The sequence below is a fragment of the Butyrivibrio sp. FCS014 genome (assembly GCF_000526935.1).
GTDB lineage: Bacteria > Bacillota > Clostridia > Lachnospirales > Lachnospiraceae > Butyrivibrio.
The window spans coordinates 820,372-838,292 of sequence record NZ_JAHA01000019.1 but is presented as its reverse complement, the minus strand read 5'-3'; the positions used below and the strand labels follow the sequence as shown (position 1 = coordinate 838,292).

Below are 17,921 nucleotides of genomic sequence, written 5' to 3'. Positions count from 1 at the left end.
AAAGTAGCATGTTTTTTTTCTATTAAAAAATATTTGAAGAGAGGTCTGGAAATGTTCTGTAAGCATTGTGGAAATGAATTACCTGATGATGCTATATTTTGCCCCAAATGTGGGAAGGATGTTAATGGTGATGTGTCAGAAACGATAAAAGACAAGATTTCAAAAGCATCAGAAATTATAAATGATTCAGCCAAGAATGCAGGTGAGAGAATAAACAATGTAACCAATGGAAAACTGGATGATGTTATCTCTAAAGCGCAAGAAGGTGCTAAGTCGTTAGGCGCTTCTATTAATGATGCAACAAATGGTCAAGCAGGACAGTATGCAGAAAAGGCAAGGAATACAACAAACGAGTTTGTAAATGACATTAAAGATACGGTAAAAACTAAAGATGCTAAAAATTTTTTTACAAAAAATCACTACAGAAACTCAATTATAACAGCTGCTTTAGTTGTTGCAATAATCATATTTTTTAATATTTTTTCAGGTGCTAGCGGTGGAAGCAAACAGGTAAGCAAAGCGCCAAAATGTAATAAGCTGAACTATATTGAAGTAAAAGAGAGTAAGCTTACAGACGAAATGGATCTTGATTATTCCCAGGTGAGCGGCAGAGGTACTTGGGGAATGTGCGAAGGACTTAAGTATGATAAATATGTAGTGAACAATAATGCATTCGCATATTACGGTAAGAAAAATGGGAAAGCAGTTGCTTCTTATATACTTCCAGGTGGCAGCGTTAAGCTTTCTGAGGTTTTTGACAAAAGAAGTAGATATGTAGTATTTGATACAGAGGATTACAGATACAACCTCTGCGTTGCAAAGTATGGGAATGGATACATAGCTTATCTAGTAAGGCCCAAGTATGATGATTATCAGGAGTCAACAATTACTTGCCAATATATAGGTAAAGCTAAGTACAATACGTACCTTAATGGTTCTCAAAAACTAGTAGAATTAAGCGATAAAGATATGGAAAAGCGGTATAAAGAACGCGTAGAAGGAGCTAAGAAAAAGGCAGAGGAAGAGACTGCTAAAGAAATGGCTGAGATTGAGGCTTTCCTATCAGTTTTTCATGAAGGAGAGCCAGCTTATAGTAAAGAACTAAGATCAACAATTACGCTAAAAGAAGCAACCTCAGCAAAAATTACATTGGAGTATACTGATATTTCTGAAGAGTACACCTATGAAATTGTAGAATACAGTATGATATCAGAAGGCGCATATGCTTGTCAGCTTAAAAGCGGATTTGATCCCGAGGCTATTAACTCTGGCTATGGCGGTGATGGGGTAATTGCTTTCTATAATGATCGAATGGATTTTAGCGGCTTTACATATCCTGATCATTTTACAGAAGCACTAGGCAGTAATCCAGATATTCTTCCTATGGATTATTCTACTGGTAATGTATTTTATTATTCAAAATCAGAAAGTTCAAGTGAGATATCCTCTGATATAGACTTTGACAAGGAATGGTACAAAACATACACCTTATATGAACAGTCCGGGGGAGGTCATTCTTTAGAATTTGTTTGGTATGACGACGGTACAGCTGATTTAGCTATTGACGGTATCGTTTACGATGACTATATTGATTCTGAATCATATAGTAAAAACAGTGATGGCAGCATCACCTATAAATGTACGTCCTGTGAAGTGATTTATTATCCCAATGACGGAAACTCTGTTCAGATAACAAAGGGCGAATATTCAGGTTACTACAATCCACAGTAAAACACATCGTCATAAGCATCTACTTTAATATAGGTGCTTATAACTAGGTCAATGCATTTTTCGTAAAAGTTGAAAAACTACAATCTGAAGGATGCAAATCAACAAAATATGGTGATATAAATTGATAAATTACTGCCCCTTGCATTATCGCGAGGGGCTTTTCATATGATTTGACAGTACTTTCAAAAATGATATATTATGCTCCGTTGTTTTCAAATCGTAGGATTCTATTCCGAATCCTACGATTTAAGCAACGTTTTGTAATATAGCACATGCAGGACCTGAAATTTTTTTAGATGAGGTTTTCTATGAAGTCAAGGAATTGTTATTTGAAAACCAGATAGAACAATATGAATTTCAATTTGATGAGAATAATAAGAAAATAGATACTATAGAAGCTCCTTCTATAACACCGATGATATAGTAGAGCTTTTCTTCAGGTACTTGTTTCAAAAGCTCCATTGCGATTTCTCTATTACTCATATATTTATTTCCTTTCATGTGGACACCACCACACAAATGTTTCTGTGCAAGGTCATTATAGCTTTTTTTGACCGGAATAAGAATGTGAAAAAGTAACAGAATTGTGAAATGTGGCAAAAGAATAATCACAAAAAAGAGGTACTAAATACCGATAAATACAGGGATTATAAAAGATGTGAAAAAAGTGCTTGGGTAATACTAGCCAAGCACCCTCTTCAGGGAGTTCGCCCTTTGCCCTCAGAGCGCTACGCGCTCCACACGAGTTTGCTTTCGGATCTGAATGCATATTCCCAAGTTCAACTACGACTCTACTACCTCGCCAAGGGAAATAACTGCATTTCTTACACAATCAGGACATTCGCAAATAACCTTTCCGGTGGTGATTCCTTTTAAATCTTTGCAGATAGTTGCACCGCACTTATCATTGAATTTCTTAACCAGATCCTTGGAATACCTGGGGGTGCCCTTTCCATCCGTGATCATGCCGGCAACCATAACTGCACCGATAAGAGCACCGCATGTACTCTCCATACAGCCCATTCCTGCAGCGAATCCGGAAGCAAGCTTTGAAAGCTCTTCCGGAGCAACATCAATCTTATCTTCAAAAACCTTAAGCACAGACTGTGTGCAGTTACACTGGCCTGTAGCCTTTAACTCTGCTGCAATATCAGCTCTTTTTTCTATAGTCATTTTGACGCTCCTTTTTCTTTTATCTTACAGATACCTTGTGTCATGGTTCCCATAGGGCAAAATGTACACCAGGTCCTTTCTCTATATAGTACCATCACGATGAGCCCGATCAAAGTGGATGTGAGCATAAGGCTGTAAAAACCAAAACCGAACTGGGCTACCCAGTCAGGAAAAGGACTGGCGGAATATGCCCAGTTCCATGGCAGCCTGAAAGTCCAGAAAAGTTTGATGGCCTTACGCAGTGAATCAGCACCTGCAAAGACCTGATAAGTCTGGAATATCATAGTGCCAAACATCGTCATGAAAAATGTCAAAAATCCATATCTGAACCATTTCGACGACAACCACTTAGGAGCCGGCTTTTTTCTTGAACATCCGACATTCCTTCCGAGTATCCAGAACAATTGGCCTCTTCCGCACATGTTGTTGCAGAACCATTTATTGCCTCCTGCGATGGCAAATATCAGCGGCAGTATGAAATCAATAAGCCCAAGCCATGCAAAGAGAATATTGAAAAATCCCAGGGAAAAGTAAACTATACTCCAGATCCACAAATAGCTGTACCAATGCTTTTTCTTCTTAGTCATTAACCAACTCCCTCTCTTTCAGCTCAATAGCACTTGCAGGGCATGCTCTTTCGCATAATCCGCATCCTACACAAATACTCTCTTCAATAGCTGCATAGCAGCCCCTGTGGATAGATATCGCCTGCCTTGGACACTGCAGAGCGCATACACCGCAGGCAACGCATCTTTCGATATTCACATTTGCTTTTCTCTTAACCATATGCAGATTCCTTTCGCATTTTTTTGGACATGCTAATTATACGTGGTACAATAAACTTATCAAGTACGCAATATTTATTAACCTGGTAAGGAAAAACTGACCATGAAAAAAGAAGCATTATGCGATGAAATCGCAGGCGAAGGCTGCGGATTAAAAAAGGTATTAAACATTGTTGGAGGAAAGTGGAAGATCATGATCCTCTGCGTAATAGACAACAATGAAGTGGCAAGATATGGAGATCTGCGTCGAGCAGTCTTCGGGATCACCAATACGATGCTGGCTCAGTCTCTTAAAGAATTAGAGGGTGACGGCCTTATAAACAGGACTCAATATGATGAGATGCCTGTACGTGTTGAGTACACACTGACCGATAAAGCCAAAAGTATGATACCGATTTTGCTACAGCTGAAAAAATGGGGAGAGGAGAATTTGTAGTTAATCGTCTACGAAGGAAAATGTTCAGGGGCTTTATCGCGAAGAAAAGAAAAGGACGTAGGGAGGCAAGAATGTTTGCAAGATACATAAACGCAGAAGATCTGGAAAAGGCTTTGGCTACATTGGATATGGTGATTTTCATTCTGCAGGATGATATTCAGAGGCCGGTTCTTGGAATCGAGGCCAACTCCAAAGTGCCCGCAGGAACTTTTGAATCTATAGAGGCGGCAAAAGATGCCCTAATTAATGTGGCGGGACAAATATCAGACATTGATAGTCCGGGTGTGTACTACTCTACAATGCTTGGATTTCATGACGATGACCACGTTCTGGTATATGCGATAACCTATGAGCTTTACGGAAATGAAGGCTCCTTTGAAATCTATGATTCAGATGATCTGTTAGAAACACGAGAATGGGAAAGATACGCTTTGCCAAAATGATGTTTCTTTTTTTCTCATGTTCTCTATATAATGAATTATGTATACAGCAAAAGAGCCTCGGGGTCGACAGACCCTGAGGCTCGTATTTTTTATGTGTATTTCAATTTCAATCGGAAACCACGCAATCAATCTTGCCGGGTCTCTGATTGCATCATGCCATCAGCATGCGGAACATCTCGATAACCTGCTCCTTGGTTGCCTCTCTGGGATTACCGGGATAGCAAGCATCGTTAAGAGCATCTGTTGCCAGAACATCCAGGTCTTCCTCTTTGATCTTATCAAGAGTCTTCGGAATTCCAACGTCTTCTGAAAGCTTCTTAACTGCGTTGATAGCTGCATCTCTGTACTCGTCCTGAGTCATGTCGTCTACGCCTTCAACGCCCATAGCTCTTGCAACTTCTCTGAGTCTTTCGCCTGTGTACTCGCGGTTGAACTCCATGGAGATAGGAAGGAACATGGCGCAAGCTACGCCGTGAGGTGTGTCATAGTGAGCTGAAAGTGTGTGTGCCATAGCGTGGTCGATTCCAAGACCTACGTTTGAGAATCCCATTCCGGCAATGTACTGGCCAAGAGCCATTCCTTCTCTGCCTTCCTTGGTGTTCTCAACAGCACCGCGAAGATTCTTGGAGATAAGTCTGATAGCCTCAAGATGGAACATATCTGTCATCTCCCAGGCAGCTCTTGTGGTGTAACCTTCGATAGCGTGTGTAAGAGCGTCCATACCTGTTGCAGCTGTAAGGCCCTTAGGCATTGAGGACATCATCTCGGGATCAACGATAGCAACGAAAGGCATATCGTGAGTATCTACGCAAACGAACTTTCTCTCTTTTTCAACATCGGTGATAACGTAGTTAATGGTAACCTCTGCAGCTGTTCCTGCTGTGGTGGGAACTGCGATGATGGGAACGCAGGGGTTCTTGGTGGGTGCAACGCCCTCAAGCGAGCGAACATCAGCAAACTCAGGGTTTGTGATGATGATTCCGATTGCCTTTGAAGTATCCATGGAAGATCCGCCGCCTACTGCGATGATGCAGTCAGCACCTGACTTCTTGAAAGCTTCAACACCGTTCTTAACATTCTCTATTGTAGGATTGGGCTTGATATCCGAATAAATCTCATATGAAATGCCTGCCTTGTCAAGAAGGTCTGTAACCTTAGCAGTAACGCCGAACTTGATAAGATCGGGATCTGATGCAACAAATGCCTTCTTGAAGCCGTTGTTGTTAAACTCATTAACAACTTCTGCAATAGCACCTGCGCCATGATAAGATGTTCCGTTCAGTGAAATTCTGTTTGCCATTTTTTCTCCCTCCAATTAATCAATATGTTATGTTACACGGATTTTTCGAATCCACATAGAGCATAGCATTTTAGGGAGTTCAGAGTAAGTTACACTTTACGGAATCTGTTCCATGGGAAAAGAAATATCGCCATCGCCAAGGGCTTTAAAATGTGCAGCACATCACGCCGCACTTTTCAGATCAGCCCCATGGCTTTGTATTCTTTTTCAAGCATCTTGGGCATGGCTGCGATCATAAGATCAGCAAGCTCTTCTTCCGTTTCCTTCATACCCTTAAGTACCCACTGAACGGTCATATATATCGAAGACTGGCAGTACATCTCCAGGACTTTTCTGGTTTTCTTATCGGGGAGCCGGCCTGTCTTTTCCCTGATAAGTCTGCAATAGAACTCAAATATCATGAAGAAGTCGTGCTCCTTAAGATTATTCTGCTCATCCACCTTAAAGGCCGCCCCGAAGAAGACCCGCTCCTCCTTGATGTATCTGAATTTCCTGATAAGGCCCTCTCTCAGGGTCTTGCCGCTTCCCAGCTCGTTAAAAGAGATCTCAAAAAGCCTGTCGAAGTACCAGTTTATAAGGTCGTATTTGTCGATGAAATTTCTGTAGAAGGTCTGCCTTGAGACGCCACAGTGCTCCACGATCTGCTTGACCGTGATATTCTCAACGGACGTGGTCTTCATGCATTCCTTCACAGCCTCCGCCAGCTTGTACTTGATAGCGTCGGCCGTTGTTTCTTTTCCCCTGTTATTCATACACTTCTCCTGTAGCGGCGTTGCCTTCCGCAGCGCCGTTCCCCGTAGTAGCATCGCTTTCCGCGACTGTCAGCCATTTCCAATATTATAGCAGAAGATGGGGCTCGTCACCCGCCAGCAGCATGCTTTTGAAGCATTTTTGCAATTGCACATCCCAATAAACGGTTTATAATTAATGATGAAGTAAAATAAACTAATTATAAAGCTTTTCTTAAATGAATCAAAAACAACATTTTAAGGTGATTTTATGATGAGTTTTATGATTGAGCAAAAATTATAATAAAAATGACTAAGGGGGCAATTATGCAGGAACGCAGAACCATCAACAGAGTAGAGTTTTTAGCAAACAGTGTTATCGTGGACAGGAAGACCCTGGAGAAGTATTACGGGCAGGTTAAGAACATCAGCCCGCTGGGAATCGCCATTACAGTTGACAAGCGAATTCCCAACCTTGTGGGAAGAGATGTGATCATCGTTGCTGAGACCATGATAATGTACGCGGAAACCGTAAGAGAAGACACTGAAAACGGAATGAAGAAATCTCTGGCGTTCAAGGCATGCAAGTTTACTCCTGACGTTTTACAGTATCTGTTCGAAAGCATAGGAGGCGAAGAAGATGAGGAAGAAGGAAATTAAGAATAAGAATTTAATGTCAGCGCTTATGATAGGTATCTCGGCTATGATGACGCTGTCGACCCCAGTCACAGCCTATGCTTCGAGTCCTACAGAAGGCGATAATAACGAGCCGGAGCCCGCACAGCCGCAGACAGAGCAGGTTACAGCACAGGAGACCGTTGTTACGGCACCGGTTACTGAAGAGGCTCAGCAGCAGGCTGAGGTTGTTCAGGAAGCTGCAGCAGTTGCCGAGGACAGTGCAGTCAACGAAGCAACTGAGGCTGCACAGGCAATCCTTGAGGGCAAGGCAGAAGCCGGAATAGCAGCAGTAGTAGAGGGTGAGGCCGGAACAATCACTGACCAGGCGATCGAGGAGCTCACCGAGGCTGCAAAAGATGTAGTGGAAGATACCAAGGATGAAGAGGGAAATGTCACCGAGGAATCCGCAGTTACAAGTCTTGAAGCCGCATCCGAAGCCATGGATGAGATCAAGGATAACCTTAAGGCTGCAGACAGTGCCAACCACGAGGCTGACGTTGCCCAGAGCGAGATTGAAGAATACGGAGAAAGAGCTCTCGAGAACGGTACCCAGGCAGTTACCACATCTCAGGATATGGTAAAAGACACTGAGGATGCCCAGAAGAAAGCTGACATCCTTGTTGAAGCAATCAATGCAGCTACTTCAGAGAAAGAAGCAGAGGAGGCTTTCAAGGAGCTTGAGAAGAATGTAGCAGATACCAAGACATCTCTTGCAGACAAGAAGGCTTACTACGACCGTCTGATGGAGAACTACGAGAACGCCAAAGCTGAGCTCAAGAGAGCTGAAGAGGCATTGGAAGTTTTTGAGCACGCATATAACAGAAATGTGGATGAAGCCCTTGAGAAGGCTGAAGCCGCAGAAGAAGATATCGAAGCAGCTCAGGCTAAGGTTGATAACCTCGCCAAGGCTCTCGACCATGTTGAGGACAACCTCCTTACCGAGGCACAGGAGGCCAAGAAGACTGTCGATGCCTTTGACAAAGTCACAACTTATAACTGGGATCTGCAGCGTGATATGATGAAAGACACGATTGTTAATTATGTCATTCCTCAGCTGGAGGGCGAGAAGATAACAGATGTAAAATGGGATCGTGTAGGAGGATTTGATTCACAGAATTACAATTACTGCGTACTTACATATAAGGATAGCAAAGGAAAAATACAGACCAGATACTTTAACTTCGACAGAATAAGCCGTACCAACGGAGAAGACAGATATGCTGAGAGCACTCTCGGAAAGGCCTGGGGCATAGCCGTATATGAGAAGACCGCCGAGGAAATCGAAGCCAATAATTTCCTTGTAAGTACCTATGGCAAAAAGGCATATACCGGCAAGGATCTTCATGAAAAGGCCAACGGTGGAGCCTTTGATGTATTTGCCTATAAGGATGACACCGGCAAGAATGTACATCTGACCAGACAGATGTTGGAGGATGCCATAGCTTCGGGAGACATTATTGACGATAACGGAGTGATGAAGACCAAGGATGGCAGAGAAGTAAAAGAGATTGTTCAGAACAGCAACAGCGTGATCAACGGAGGAAAAGCTTACATCTTTGCTAAGGAAGCTGATGTTACCGGCAAGTATAAGAACACCATCCTGAACGGCCTTAAGGTTAACCACACTGCTGAGGAGGCTGAGGCAATCTACAATAAGATGGTTGAGGACAACAAGGCTTATAACGCTTATCTTACTGCTGCAAGAGCGATGGTGGATGAAAACGGTGATGCTGAGCATATCCTGGCCCGGAAGTACGCAAGCTATCAGGAAGCTGTGGATGAGGCCCAGGATGCAGTTGATAAGGCAAAAGATGAAGCAGCTAAACTTAACGATGCTATAGGAGATCTCAAGGAAGTTAAGAAGAGCAGATACGTACTTGCCGTAGCCGCTCTTAAGGTGGATGATATCGCTACCTACTTTGGAATGGATGTAACTCCCGAGAGGGCAGCAGAGCTCAACAAGATGACTGTTCAGCAGGCCCTTGTGGTTCTTGAAGAACATATGAAGGAGGCCAACACCAACCTGGATCTGGCACAGGCAAATTATCAGGGACTTGTTCAGGAATTCGAGGAGGCAAAGGCAGACCTTGAAGCAGTAAGAGATAAATTCAGGCCAACAGGTAATCAGGGTGGAGGCGGAACCGGAGGCGCATCGGCAGATGCGGGCACGGTTGCGGACGGCGCCGGAGCACGACGGGATGCAGCGGTAACACCTGCAGCACCTGCAGCTGTGGCAGCCGCTGAAGCACAGGCACCTGCAGGAGGTGGAGACGCAGCAGCCCGTACAGCAGCAACCCAGACAGCAGCAACTCAGACGGCAACAATTCAGGATGAAGCTGCCGCTCAGGCAGAGGCTCCCGATGCAGGCGCAGGAAACGTTGAAGGCGCAGGAGCAGGCGGAGCCGGAGCAGAGGAGGCTGTAGCCGAAGGCGCAGAGATCGTTGACGAGGCAATTGCTCTTGCACAGGCCCCGGAGATGGAAGAGAAGATTGAGGATGCAACAGCCATCATCGAAGACGGCAACGTAGCCCTTGCAGAAAAGGCGCAGACCGCTAAAAAGATGAGCTGGTGGTGGGCTTTGATACTTCTGGTCCTTGGAGAGAGAGGCCGCGAACTCTACGTGAAGTATAAAAAGGATGCTGAATCCGAGAACGAGATCAAAGATTAAAAATGTGCTATCCGATGCTAAGAATGTCCGATTTTTAGACAACCTCAGCTGACATATAATGGCATTGTCAGAGATAACTCTGGCAATGCCATTTTTTAGTCCGCGCGTTCTGCGCATTTCAATGTTAGGGAGGTTACGTGTAATGAAAAAAAGATTTTGTTCTATCCTGCTCGCAGTAACTACAGTTATGTCCATGACAGCATGCGGTGTGACAGCACCTGAAGCTGCACCTACAGCTCAGATCAACGAGGCTCCTACACCTCTTGCAGCACAGCCCGAGGCAGAAGCCAAGGAAGAGGCCCCTGAGGCTGCTCAGTCAGAGCCTGCAGCTGATGCCATCACCCTTGTAATGGCCGAGGTTAACCCTCTTGATACCATCGTTGGTATGACAGACCAGAAATTCAAGGAAGAGGTTGAGGCAAGATCAAAGGGCTCCATCATCATCGATCTTCAGGCCAGCGGCGTTCTTGGTTCTGAGAATGATGTACTGGATTCAATGCTTGGAGGCGGCGGTACCATCGATATGTCCCGTATCTCCGCATTTGCTCTTACAAGTTACGGCGGACAGAAGTCAATGCTTCTTTCACTTCCTTATATCTTCACAAGCCGTGAGCACTTCTGGAATTTCGCAACATCAGATCTTGCACAGGAATTCCTTCAGGAGTCCTCAGAGAACGGCAGTGGTGTGAGAGGTCTTTTCTACGGTGAGGAAGGTTTCCGTCATTTCTTCACATCCTATGAGATTTCCGGAATTGATTCTTTTGCAGGCAAAAAGATCCGTGTATCCAACGACCCTGTTATGAACGGTCTGGTTGAAGGACTTGGAGCATCTCCTACAGTTGTAAGCTTTGGAGAACTTTATTCTGCACTTCAGACCGGCGTTGTAGACGGTGCTGAGCAGCCCATCGCAAACTATAAATCAAACGCATTCCCTGAGGTTGCACCTTACATGATCCTTGACGGACATACCCTTGGTGCCATCCAGGTTGTTATCACAGACGAAGCATGGAACAAGCTTTCAGCTGAGCAGCAGAATGTTCTTGTTGAGGCAGGAAAAGCTGCATCAGAGTACAACCGCTCCATCTCCGAAGAGAAGGAAAATGAAGTTCTTGCAGAGCTCAAGGCTGACGGTGTTACCATCATCGAAGTAGATGATATCACTCCCTGGCAGGAAGCAGTTAAGCCTGTTATAGAGGAGAATATTAAAGGGCTTGAGGACTATTATCAGAAGATCGTTGATATGAAATAACACATCCTATCAGAAGATAAAATCCGCTTAGAAAGGAATGAGAAATGAGTTCTTTCTTTAACACGGTGGATAAGTTAAAGCCTGTATATGATGTGACCTACAAAGCAATGCTCTTTATCTGCAAGCTCTTGCTGGTGGCGGATATTCTGATCACCAGCATGAGCGTGCTGGGAAGATATGTTTCTTTTGTTCCCGATCCTGCCTGGAGTGAGGAGATAGTTCTTACCCTCATGTCCTACATGGCAGTTCTCTCAGCCGCGCTGGCAATACGGCGCGGCGCTCACATCCGTATGACGGCCTTTGACAGATATCTGCCCACCATTGTTATAAAAATACTGGACCTTATAGCAGACTTTTTTGTCCTGGGTCTTGCAGTGATAATGCTCACCGTGGGCTGGAAATATGCCGTGAACCTTGGCAGCAAGGCGGCCTATGTTTCACTCCCTAAGCTTTCAAAATTCTGGATGTATTTCCCCATCCCCGTTGCGGGATTTGCAATGATCATCTTCGAACTGGAAGCAATCTACAACCATTTGAAGGGTCTTTTTGTAAAGGAGGGGAAAGCACAATGAGCGTTAATTCAACTGCCATAGCGATACTGCTTATAAGCTTTATCGTTATGATATTTTTAAGATTTCAGATAGCTTATGCGGTTGCACTGTCATCCACATTTTGCCTTCTATATCAGGGGCTGCCCCTGGTTACCGTCTGTCAGCAGATGGTAAAAGGAATCAGCTCTTTTAGCCTGATGGCTGTACCCTTTTTCATTACCATGGGATGCATCATGGGAAGCGGAGGCATATCGGAAAAACTCATAGCCTTTGCGGATTCCTGTGTTGGCTGGATGACCGGTGGAATGGCCATGGTAAATATCGTGGCATCCTACTTCTTTGGCGGAATCTCAGGTTCTGCAGCCGCTGACACCGCATCCCTTGGTAGTATCCTCATCCCCATGATGGTGGATCAGGGATACGACGACGATTTTTCCACAGCGGTAACCATCACTTCCTCCTGCGAGGGCCTGCTTGTTCCTCCCAGTCACAACATGGTCATATATGCTATGAGCGCAGGAGGAGTGTCCGTTGGTAGTCTGTTCCTGGCGGGATATATTCCGGGAGCTCTTCTTGCGGCTTCGCTGATGATCGGTTCCTACATCATCTCAAAGAGACGTCACTACCCCAAGGGAGAAGCCTTTGACATCAGGAAATTCGGCAAACAGTTCGCTGTTTCCTTCTGGGCACTGGCTGCGGTCATCATCGTTGTTGTGGGAGTTGTGGGAGGTCTTTTCACCGCAACGGAGTCAGCAGCCATAGCAGTAATCTACAGCCTGATCGTCAGTGTCTTTATTTACAGAGGACTTGATGCAAAGGGCGTTTGGAAAACCCTCGAGCAGTGCATCGACACGCTGTCCATCGTGCTTATTCTTATCGCCACCTCAAGCATCTTCGGATACTGCCTGACAACCCTCCATGTACCGGACCTTGCGGCCAACGCCATTATCGGCCTCACAAGAAACCCCGTGCTCATCGCACTGCTTCTTAACCTTATCCTTCTGGTACTTGGATGCATCATGGATATGGCGCCCATCATCCTTATCGCAACGCCTATCCTTCTGCCTATAGCCACATCAATAGGCATCACCCCGGTTCAGTTCGGTATCATGATCGTTCTGAACTGCGGAATCGGACTTCTTACTCCGCCTGTGGGAGCGGTGCTTTTCATCGGCTCTGCGGTGGGTAAAGTTAAGATGGAGAAGGTTGTAAAGGCAACACTTCCTTTCTATCTTTGCATGATACTTGTGCTGATGCTCCTTACCTTCATTCCGGAGATCAGCATGTTCCTGCCAAACCTGCTCACAAAGTAACAGGGAGAGAGTGTATGGAATACAGATATAAATGTGATGTCAAGGCAAAAGACCTGTGGGAGCTGTCCATGAGACGCACCTACAGGTCCATGGCGGGGATTGTTAACGTGGTCTTCACGGTGGCCATGATCCTTCTGACGCTTAAGTACTGGGGAGGAGTGTCAGACCTTATGAGAACGATCCTCCTTGCGGGATGTCTTCTTTTCCCTGTTATCCAGCCCATTGCCACTTACGGAATGTGCGTTAAGCAGCTGGAAGACCTTCCGGGATATCTGGACCTTGCCTTTGATGCAGGCGGCGTGTACGTCACCACAGACGGCGGAACCCAGACTCTTTCCTGGAGCCGCATCACCAATGCCATAAGGCAAAAGAACATGATCGTTGTGATGAGCGATGACCGGCACGGATACATCCTCACCAACAGAGTCCTTGGCAAAGAAAAAGAGGAGTTCTTTGACTATCTATGCAGGCAGATAAAGCATTGAATTCAATAGAAATTACCCGGGGGCAGCGGTATAATTATTGGCATAAATATAGCGCTGCTTCAATCCGGGACAGTATGAAAAAACTGAAAAGTATTTGGGAAACTCTCACCATCAAGAACAAAATAGGGGTGTTTACCATAAGCGTATTTGTGGCCATCACAGCTGCGCTTCTTTTTGATGTCTGGATCGGCAAGCTTTTCGTAATGGATTTCAACGACATCATGGTGGACAATGCCAAGGGCGGCGAGATCGTAACGACCCTGAACCGGGAGATCGAGGCCTTTGACGGTCTTATCCGCGGCACCGAAGGGATAGATCAGGATACCTGGGAAAAGAGTGTTCAGGCTACCCGGGAAGCTATCTATGCCGTTCCCCTTGACTACGCCCATCTCGGTGACGGAAGGTTTGCTCTTCTTCAGTCACTTCAAACCGCTTACGAGGTCTATTGCAGATACAGAAATCAGGTGGTCACTGACCATTTTTCGGAAAAAGTCTATGTGGACAAGCTCTACGATGTCTACAACATGCAGAAGTATCTTAGCGTCTATGCCCAGAGATTTGTGGATTCCACCACGCAGGAGGGGAATGAGAACTATCGAAATCTTCTTCCCGTGGTATTCAGGGTGCCCATAATCGCTGCGGTTTTAAGCGTCATTCTTTTTATCGGTATTCTTCAGATTTCCAGAACCTTAAACAGAAGTGTAACAAAGCCGGTTCTAAAGCTTGCGGATGCATCCAGGAGGATCGCAGCCAATGACTTTTTTATCGACGACGTTGTTGTAGAGAACAAGGACGAGCTGGGGGACATGGTGTCTGCCTTCAACAAGATGAAGTTTGCCACCGGCGAATACATCCGTGCCATGGAGGAGAAGAGGGAGGCTCTTGACCAGCTCCATCTTCAGGAGATGGAAAAGCTTGAGATTGAAAAGCAGCTTGAGACCATGAATCTGGAGCTTTTGAAGAGTCAGATAGATCCGCATTTTCTTTTTAACACACTTAATGTCATTGCCGGTACCGCGAACCTTGAAGGGGCCGGCACAACGGAGCAGATGATAGAAGCCTTAAGTTCGTTGTTCCGCTATAATCTTAAGACCCAGGCAAAAGAGACACTTCTGGCCCAGGAGCTCAAGAATGCCAGGGACTACATGTACCTTCAGCAGATGAGATTCGGCGACAGGCTTAAGTTTAATATCTGCTGCAATGTGGATGAGAACAGCGTCATTGTTCCCACATTCACCTTCCAGCCGCTTCTGGAGAATGCCATCATCCACGGCGTTGCCCCAAAGGTCGAAGGCGGCAGCATTTGCATCAACATCACAGGAAGCGATGGAAGACTCCTTATCGAAGTGGCCGACACCGGGATAGGAATAGATGAAGAGACCTTAAGCAGGATCAGAACGCAGCTTAAGGGAGGGGAGGCCACCGACATAGATGCCGACATGGTGGGCATCGGCCTTGGAAATGTAAGTAAGAGGATCCGCTCCATGTACGAGGGCGGGACCCTTGAGATAGACAGCAAAAAAGACATTGGCACAACAATACGGATCAGCATTCCGTTACATGGGGAAACGGCCTAGGGGAGAGTAAACAGTGGACAAATACAGGATACTTGTGGCGGACGATGAGCCCATTGAGAGGCAGGTCGTCAATAAGAAACTGATGGGATATTTCCCCGACAGAGTTGAGATATATCTGGCGGAGAATGGCCTCAGGGCAGTAGAACTTTTTGAGGAAAAGAACTGTCAGATTGCAATTCTTGATATCGAAATGCCGGGGATGGACGGACTGGAGGCAGCCTCTGTCATAAGAGGCAGACACCCGGAGGCCTGCCTTATTTTCCTTACAGCTTTTGATGAGTTCAGCTACGCCAAGAGAGCCATCGAAGTAAGGGCCCTGGATTATTTGCTTAAGCCCGGCTCTGACGAGGACCTTATAAATGTCATTGAGGAGGCCATAAGGCTGTGCGATGCCAACAGGGCGCAGTACGGTATTTTCGGAAAGACCGGTGAAGACGAGGACAGAAACGATGATGGGGCAAACGCAGAGCCCAACGTGTTTGTGAAGAAGGTCCGGGATTACATTGACAGCAACTACACCGAAGACATAGCACTTCAAGATATAGCAGGCTCTTTTGGCTACTCTGACGTGTACTTCTGCAAGCTCTTCAAGCAGAACTTCGGAGTAAACTTCATCACATTTTTAAATGAGTACAGAATGGACCGGGCAAAAGAACTTTTGGCGGATCCCATGATAAATATAAAAGATGTCAGTACCAAAGCGGGTTACCGGGATGCCAACTATTTCGCCAGGATTTTCAAGCGAATGGTGGGAATGACCCCAAGTGATTACAGAATGGGAGTGACAGGTCAATGAACAGAAAACGTATGGCGATAATAGCTGCCTCTTTTCTTGCTGTATTGGCGATTGCAGGCGGAAGCATATTTGCCCTTCGAAGGGCTGCGGTAGCTGAGGGAGCCCCGCAGTATGTCTTTTTATATGCGGAGAATCAGACTGAGGATTACCCTACAACCAGCGGCGGAAGAAAATTTGCGGACCTTGTCTATGAGAGGACCGGAGGCCGGATCAAGATACTGGTAAAGTATGGGGCGGAGCTTGGAAGCGAGAGCGAAGTCCTTGAGCAGATGCGCTATGGCGGCATAGCCTTTGCCAGAGTGTCCCTTTCTCAGCTTGCGGAGAAGGTCCCGGAGATGAACGTGCTTCAGATGCCGTATCTTTACAGCAGTTCCGAGCATATGTGGCGGGTGCTGGACGGAGAACTTGGAGATCAGTTTCTGCAAAAGCCTGAGAGTTACGGCCTTGTTGGATTGTCCTGGTACGATGCCGGCGCACGTAATTTCTACAGCACAAAGCCCATAAGACGCCTTGAGGATGTTAAAGGTATGACCATCAGAGTTCAGGAATCGGATATGATGGCGGACATGGTCTCTGCCCTTGGAGCAACTCCCGCCAAGATCGTATATTCTGAAGTATATTCTGCCTTTGAGAAGGGACTGGTTGACGGTGCTGAGAATAACTGGCCCTCCTATGAATCCATGCATCACTACAAGGTTGCTGAGTACTACACCATCGATGAGCACACCAGAGTGCCTGAGATGCAGATATGTTCCCGGGCGGTCTGGGATACGCTGGATGAAGGAGACAGACAGATCATACTGGACTGCGCAAAAGAGTCAGCTCTTTATGAGCGCGAGCTCTGGGCAGCCAGGGAAAAGAGCTCCCGGCAGATAGCCGAGGACAGTGGAATAACCGTTATTGAGATAGACTCCGGGGAGAAGGAGCGGTTCAGGCAGGCTATGTCTGAGGTTTATTCAAAGTACTGCAAGGATGACATGGACATGCTCAGAAAGATAATGGAGTACTAAAGACATCAAAAAAGAGTAATTTGAATTTTTAATAGTGCAAAAAGCGTATTATAATAAATAATATCTGTTAAATAACGAATAAAAGAGGAACTGATGGATATTTATTTTACGCTTATTGATGATTCTAACAGGCAGTATTTTCGCGGAGTTCTCCCGGATTCAATTGAACCGGTTCCCGGAAGAATGAGCATAGGTGCCTATGACAAGGAAGGATATGTTCTTGGGGCTGCGTCCTATGTTCTTAAGGGATTTGAGTATGAGATAGACTGGCTCTATGTACATCCTTCTGCAAGGAGGCAGGGAATAGGAATGAAGCTGGTGGAACAGGTGACAAGGGCTGTCATGTTCTCGGAGGAAATTTTCCCCATTACCGCCAGATTTGAGTTTTCTGAAGAGGACGATCAGATGTACACATTCTTTTTGTCCTGCAAGCATATGATCACAACCTATTCCCATGAGAGGTACTATGTGACCAGCAGTGATATCAGGCAGTCTTCGGCTCTTCACAGGCAGACAGGGACAGAGCTGGATGTGCAGATGTTTTTTGACAGGCCCGTTGAGGAACAGAAGAAGATACTTCAGATGCTGTCTAAAGATGAGACCTACAATGTTGAAGACTATGACAGATGGAAGGAGACCTGCGTTCCGGATCTTTGCAGATGCATATTTGTAAAGAACAATCTTGTGGACCTTATCTTTATGCAGAAGACCCCCGACGGAAATCTTGAGCTTTCTTATCTTTACGGGAAGTACCCCAAGGGTCTTTTCTATCTTTTATCAGAAACAGTATCAAACATGGAGCGCCATTTTCCGGAGGCTTCACTGACTTTTGACGCTATGAACGAGAACTCGGAGCTTCTTGCGAAGCATCTTTTCCCTAAGGCAAAAAACGTACATATTTATGAGGCTGAATTCTAAGGAAATGCTGAGAGATCGGCGTTTCCTTTTTATGTGCCTTTTGGGGCTGTTGATTCGTATATATAAGTATGATTGGAGGA

19 protein-coding genes are annotated in these 17,921 nt (G+C 45.5%); 13 read left to right on the top strand and 6 right to left on the bottom strand.

What is annotated here, in order from left to right; genetic code table 11:
• Positions 1–51: 51 nt before the first annotated feature.
• A complete protein-coding gene (locus T456_RS0116555; RefSeq protein WP_024867126.1) occupies positions 52–1,731 on the top strand; it encodes a zinc ribbon domain-containing protein in 1,680 nt (559 codons plus the stop codon).
• A gap of 357 nt (positions 1,732–2,088) precedes the next feature.
• On the opposite strand, the gene T456_RS22620 is transcribed toward T456_RS0116555, so the two are convergent.
• The 4 genes from T456_RS22620 to T456_RS0116535 form a co-directional block, all read right to left on the bottom strand.
• Positions 2,089–2,232 (bottom strand): hypothetical protein, encoded by a 144-nt coding sequence (locus T456_RS22620; protein WP_155838124.1) that lies wholly within the window; start codon positions 2,230–2,232, stop codon positions 2,089–2,091.
• Between the two features lie 282 nt (positions 2,233–2,514).
• A complete protein-coding gene (locus T456_RS0116545; protein WP_024867125.1) occupies positions 2,515–2,904 on the bottom strand; it encodes a C-GCAxxG-C-C family protein in 390 nt (129 codons plus the stop codon).
• Complete coding sequence (locus tag T456_RS0116540) at positions 2,901–3,491, bottom strand: 4Fe-4S binding protein (protein ID WP_024867124.1); 591 nt, start codon at positions 3,489–3,491, stop codon at positions 2,901–2,903. The genes T456_RS0116545 and T456_RS0116540 overlap by 4 nt, the downstream gene beginning before the upstream one ends.
• Entirely contained in the window at positions 3,484–3,690 is a 207-nt protein-coding gene (locus T456_RS0116535) for a 4Fe-4S dicluster domain-containing protein (protein WP_024867123.1), read from the bottom strand. Before T456_RS0116535 ends, T456_RS0116540 begins: the two co-directional genes overlap by 8 nt.
• Before the next feature lie 102 nt (positions 3,691–3,792).
• On the opposite strand from T456_RS0116535, the gene T456_RS0116530 reads away from it, so the two are divergent.
• Positions 3,793–4,125: a winged helix-turn-helix transcriptional regulator gene (locus T456_RS0116530; RefSeq protein WP_024867122.1), complete on the top strand. Its 333-nt coding sequence runs from the start codon at positions 3,793–3,795 to the stop codon at positions 4,123–4,125.
• Between the two features lie 71 nt (positions 4,126–4,196).
• A complete protein-coding gene (locus T456_RS0116525) occupies positions 4,197–4,568 on the top strand; it encodes a hypothetical protein (RefSeq protein ID WP_155838123.1) in 372 nt (123 codons plus the stop codon).
• A 151-nt stretch (positions 4,569–4,719) separates the two neighbouring features.
• Here the strand turns inward: T456_RS0116525 and fucO are convergent, their stop codons facing one another.
• Positions 4,720–5,868 (bottom strand): lactaldehyde reductase, encoded by a 1,149-nt coding sequence (gene fucO, locus T456_RS0116520; protein WP_024867120.1) that lies wholly within the window; start codon positions 5,866–5,868, stop codon positions 4,720–4,722.
• A 176-nt stretch (positions 5,869–6,044) separates the two neighbouring features.
• A complete protein-coding gene (locus T456_RS0116515; protein WP_024867119.1) occupies positions 6,045–6,620 on the bottom strand; it encodes a TetR/AcrR family transcriptional regulator C-terminal domain-containing protein in 576 nt (191 codons plus the stop codon).
• A gap of 303 nt (positions 6,621–6,923) precedes the next feature.
• On the opposite strand from T456_RS0116515, the gene T456_RS0116510 reads away from it, so the two are divergent.
• From T456_RS0116510 to T456_RS0116465, 10 genes are all read left to right on the top strand, one after another.
• Positions 6,924–7,256, top strand: a complete 333-nt coding sequence (locus T456_RS0116510; RefSeq protein ID WP_024867118.1) for a hypothetical protein — start codon at positions 6,924–6,926, stop codon at positions 7,254–7,256.
• The gene (locus T456_RS0116505; protein WP_024867117.1) at positions 7,237–9,942 is read left to right on the top strand and encodes a hypothetical protein; all 2,706 of its coding nucleotides are present in this window, start codon (positions 7,237–7,239) and stop codon (positions 9,940–9,942) included. Before T456_RS0116510 ends, T456_RS0116505 begins: the two co-directional genes overlap by 20 nt.
• Before the next feature lie 142 nt (positions 9,943–10,084).
• A complete protein-coding gene (locus tag T456_RS0116500; RefSeq protein WP_024867116.1) occupies positions 10,085–11,191 on the top strand; it encodes a TRAP transporter substrate-binding protein in 1,107 nt (368 codons plus the stop codon).
• Between the two features lie 44 nt (positions 11,192–11,235).
• Positions 11,236–11,763, top strand: coding sequence for a TRAP transporter small permease (locus T456_RS0116495; RefSeq protein WP_024867115.1), 528 nt, complete (start codon positions 11,236–11,238; stop codon positions 11,761–11,763).
• Complete coding sequence (locus T456_RS0116490; RefSeq protein ID WP_024867114.1) at positions 11,760–13,055, top strand: TRAP transporter large permease; 1,296 nt, start codon at positions 11,760–11,762, stop codon at positions 13,053–13,055. Before T456_RS0116495 ends, T456_RS0116490 begins: the two co-directional genes overlap by 4 nt.
• A 14-nt stretch (positions 13,056–13,069) precedes the next feature.
• Positions 13,070–13,540 (top strand): YcxB family protein, encoded by a 471-nt coding sequence (locus T456_RS0116485; RefSeq protein ID WP_024867113.1) that lies wholly within the window; start codon positions 13,070–13,072, stop codon positions 13,538–13,540.
• Between the two features lie 74 nt (positions 13,541–13,614).
• Complete coding sequence (locus tag T456_RS0116480) at positions 13,615–15,117, top strand: sensor histidine kinase (protein ID WP_024867112.1); 1,503 nt, start codon at positions 13,615–13,617, stop codon at positions 15,115–15,117.
• 13 nt (positions 15,118–15,130) lie between these two features.
• Complete coding sequence (locus T456_RS0116475) at positions 15,131–15,913, top strand: response regulator transcription factor (RefSeq protein ID WP_024867111.1); 783 nt, start codon at positions 15,131–15,133, stop codon at positions 15,911–15,913.
• Positions 15,910–16,923 carry a TRAP transporter substrate-binding protein gene (locus tag T456_RS0116470; RefSeq protein ID WP_024867110.1) on the top strand — a complete coding sequence of 338 codons (1,014 nt, stop codon included), beginning with the start codon at positions 15,910–15,912 and terminating at the stop codon, positions 16,921–16,923. The genes T456_RS0116475 and T456_RS0116470 overlap by 4 nt, the downstream gene beginning before the upstream one ends.
• A gap of 93 nt (positions 16,924–17,016) precedes the next feature.
• Positions 17,017–17,841 (top strand): GNAT family N-acetyltransferase, encoded by an 825-nt coding sequence (locus T456_RS0116465; protein ID WP_024867109.1) that lies wholly within the window; start codon positions 17,017–17,019, stop codon positions 17,839–17,841.
• Positions 17,842–17,921 lie beyond the last annotated feature (80 nt).

What these genes read in the sequence shown, in the direction of transcription:
- T456_RS0116535 (WP_024867123.1), bottom strand. Translation starts at nt 3,690, where the DNA reads ATGGTTAAGAGAAAAGCAAATGTGAATATCGAAAGATGCGTTGCCTGC.
- T456_RS22620 (WP_155838124.1), bottom strand. Translation starts at nt 2,232, where the DNA reads ATGAAAGGAAATAAATATATGAGTAATAGAGAAATCGCAATGGAGCTT.
- T456_RS0116470 (WP_024867110.1), top strand. Translation starts at nt 15,910, where the DNA reads ATGAACAGAAAACGTATGGCGATAATAGCTGCCTCTTTTCTTGCTGTA.
- T456_RS0116500 (WP_024867116.1), top strand. Translation starts at nt 10,085, where the DNA reads ATGAAAAAAAGATTTTGTTCTATCCTGCTCGCAGTAACTACAGTTATG.
- T456_RS0116515 (WP_024867119.1), bottom strand. Translation starts at nt 6,620, where the DNA reads ATGAATAACAGGGGAAAAGAAACAACGGCCGACGCTATCAAGTACAAG.
- T456_RS0116465 (WP_024867109.1), top strand. Translation starts at nt 17,017, where the DNA reads ATGGATATTTATTTTACGCTTATTGATGATTCTAACAGGCAGTATTTT.
- T456_RS0116485 (WP_024867113.1), top strand. Translation starts at nt 13,070, where the DNA reads ATGGAATACAGATATAAATGTGATGTCAAGGCAAAAGACCTGTGGGAG.
- T456_RS0116545 (WP_024867125.1), bottom strand. Translation starts at nt 2,904, where the DNA reads ATGACTATAGAAAAAAGAGCTGATATTGCAGCAGAGTTAAAGGCTACA.
- T456_RS0116525 (WP_155838123.1), top strand. Translation starts at nt 4,197, where the DNA reads ATGTTTGCAAGATACATAAACGCAGAAGATCTGGAAAAGGCTTTGGCT.
- T456_RS0116510 (WP_024867118.1), top strand. Translation starts at nt 6,924, where the DNA reads ATGCAGGAACGCAGAACCATCAACAGAGTAGAGTTTTTAGCAAACAGT.
- T456_RS0116555 (WP_024867126.1), top strand. Translation starts at nt 52, where the DNA reads ATGTTCTGTAAGCATTGTGGAAATGAATTACCTGATGATGCTATATTT.
- fucO (WP_024867120.1), bottom strand. Translation starts at nt 5,868, where the DNA reads ATGGCAAACAGAATTTCACTGAACGGAACATCTTATCATGGCGCAGGT.
- T456_RS0116540 (WP_024867124.1), bottom strand. Translation starts at nt 3,491, where the DNA reads ATGACTAAGAAGAAAAAGCATTGGTACAGCTATTTGTGGATCTGGAGT.
- T456_RS0116530 (WP_024867122.1), top strand. Translation starts at nt 3,793, where the DNA reads ATGAAAAAAGAAGCATTATGCGATGAAATCGCAGGCGAAGGCTGCGGA.
- T456_RS0116505 (WP_024867117.1), top strand. Translation starts at nt 7,237, where the DNA reads ATGAGGAAGAAGGAAATTAAGAATAAGAATTTAATGTCAGCGCTTATG.
- T456_RS0116480 (WP_024867112.1), top strand. Translation starts at nt 13,615, where the DNA reads ATGAAAAAACTGAAAAGTATTTGGGAAACTCTCACCATCAAGAACAAA.
- T456_RS0116495 (WP_024867115.1), top strand. Translation starts at nt 11,236, where the DNA reads ATGAGTTCTTTCTTTAACACGGTGGATAAGTTAAAGCCTGTATATGAT.
- T456_RS0116490 (WP_024867114.1), top strand. Translation starts at nt 11,760, where the DNA reads ATGAGCGTTAATTCAACTGCCATAGCGATACTGCTTATAAGCTTTATC.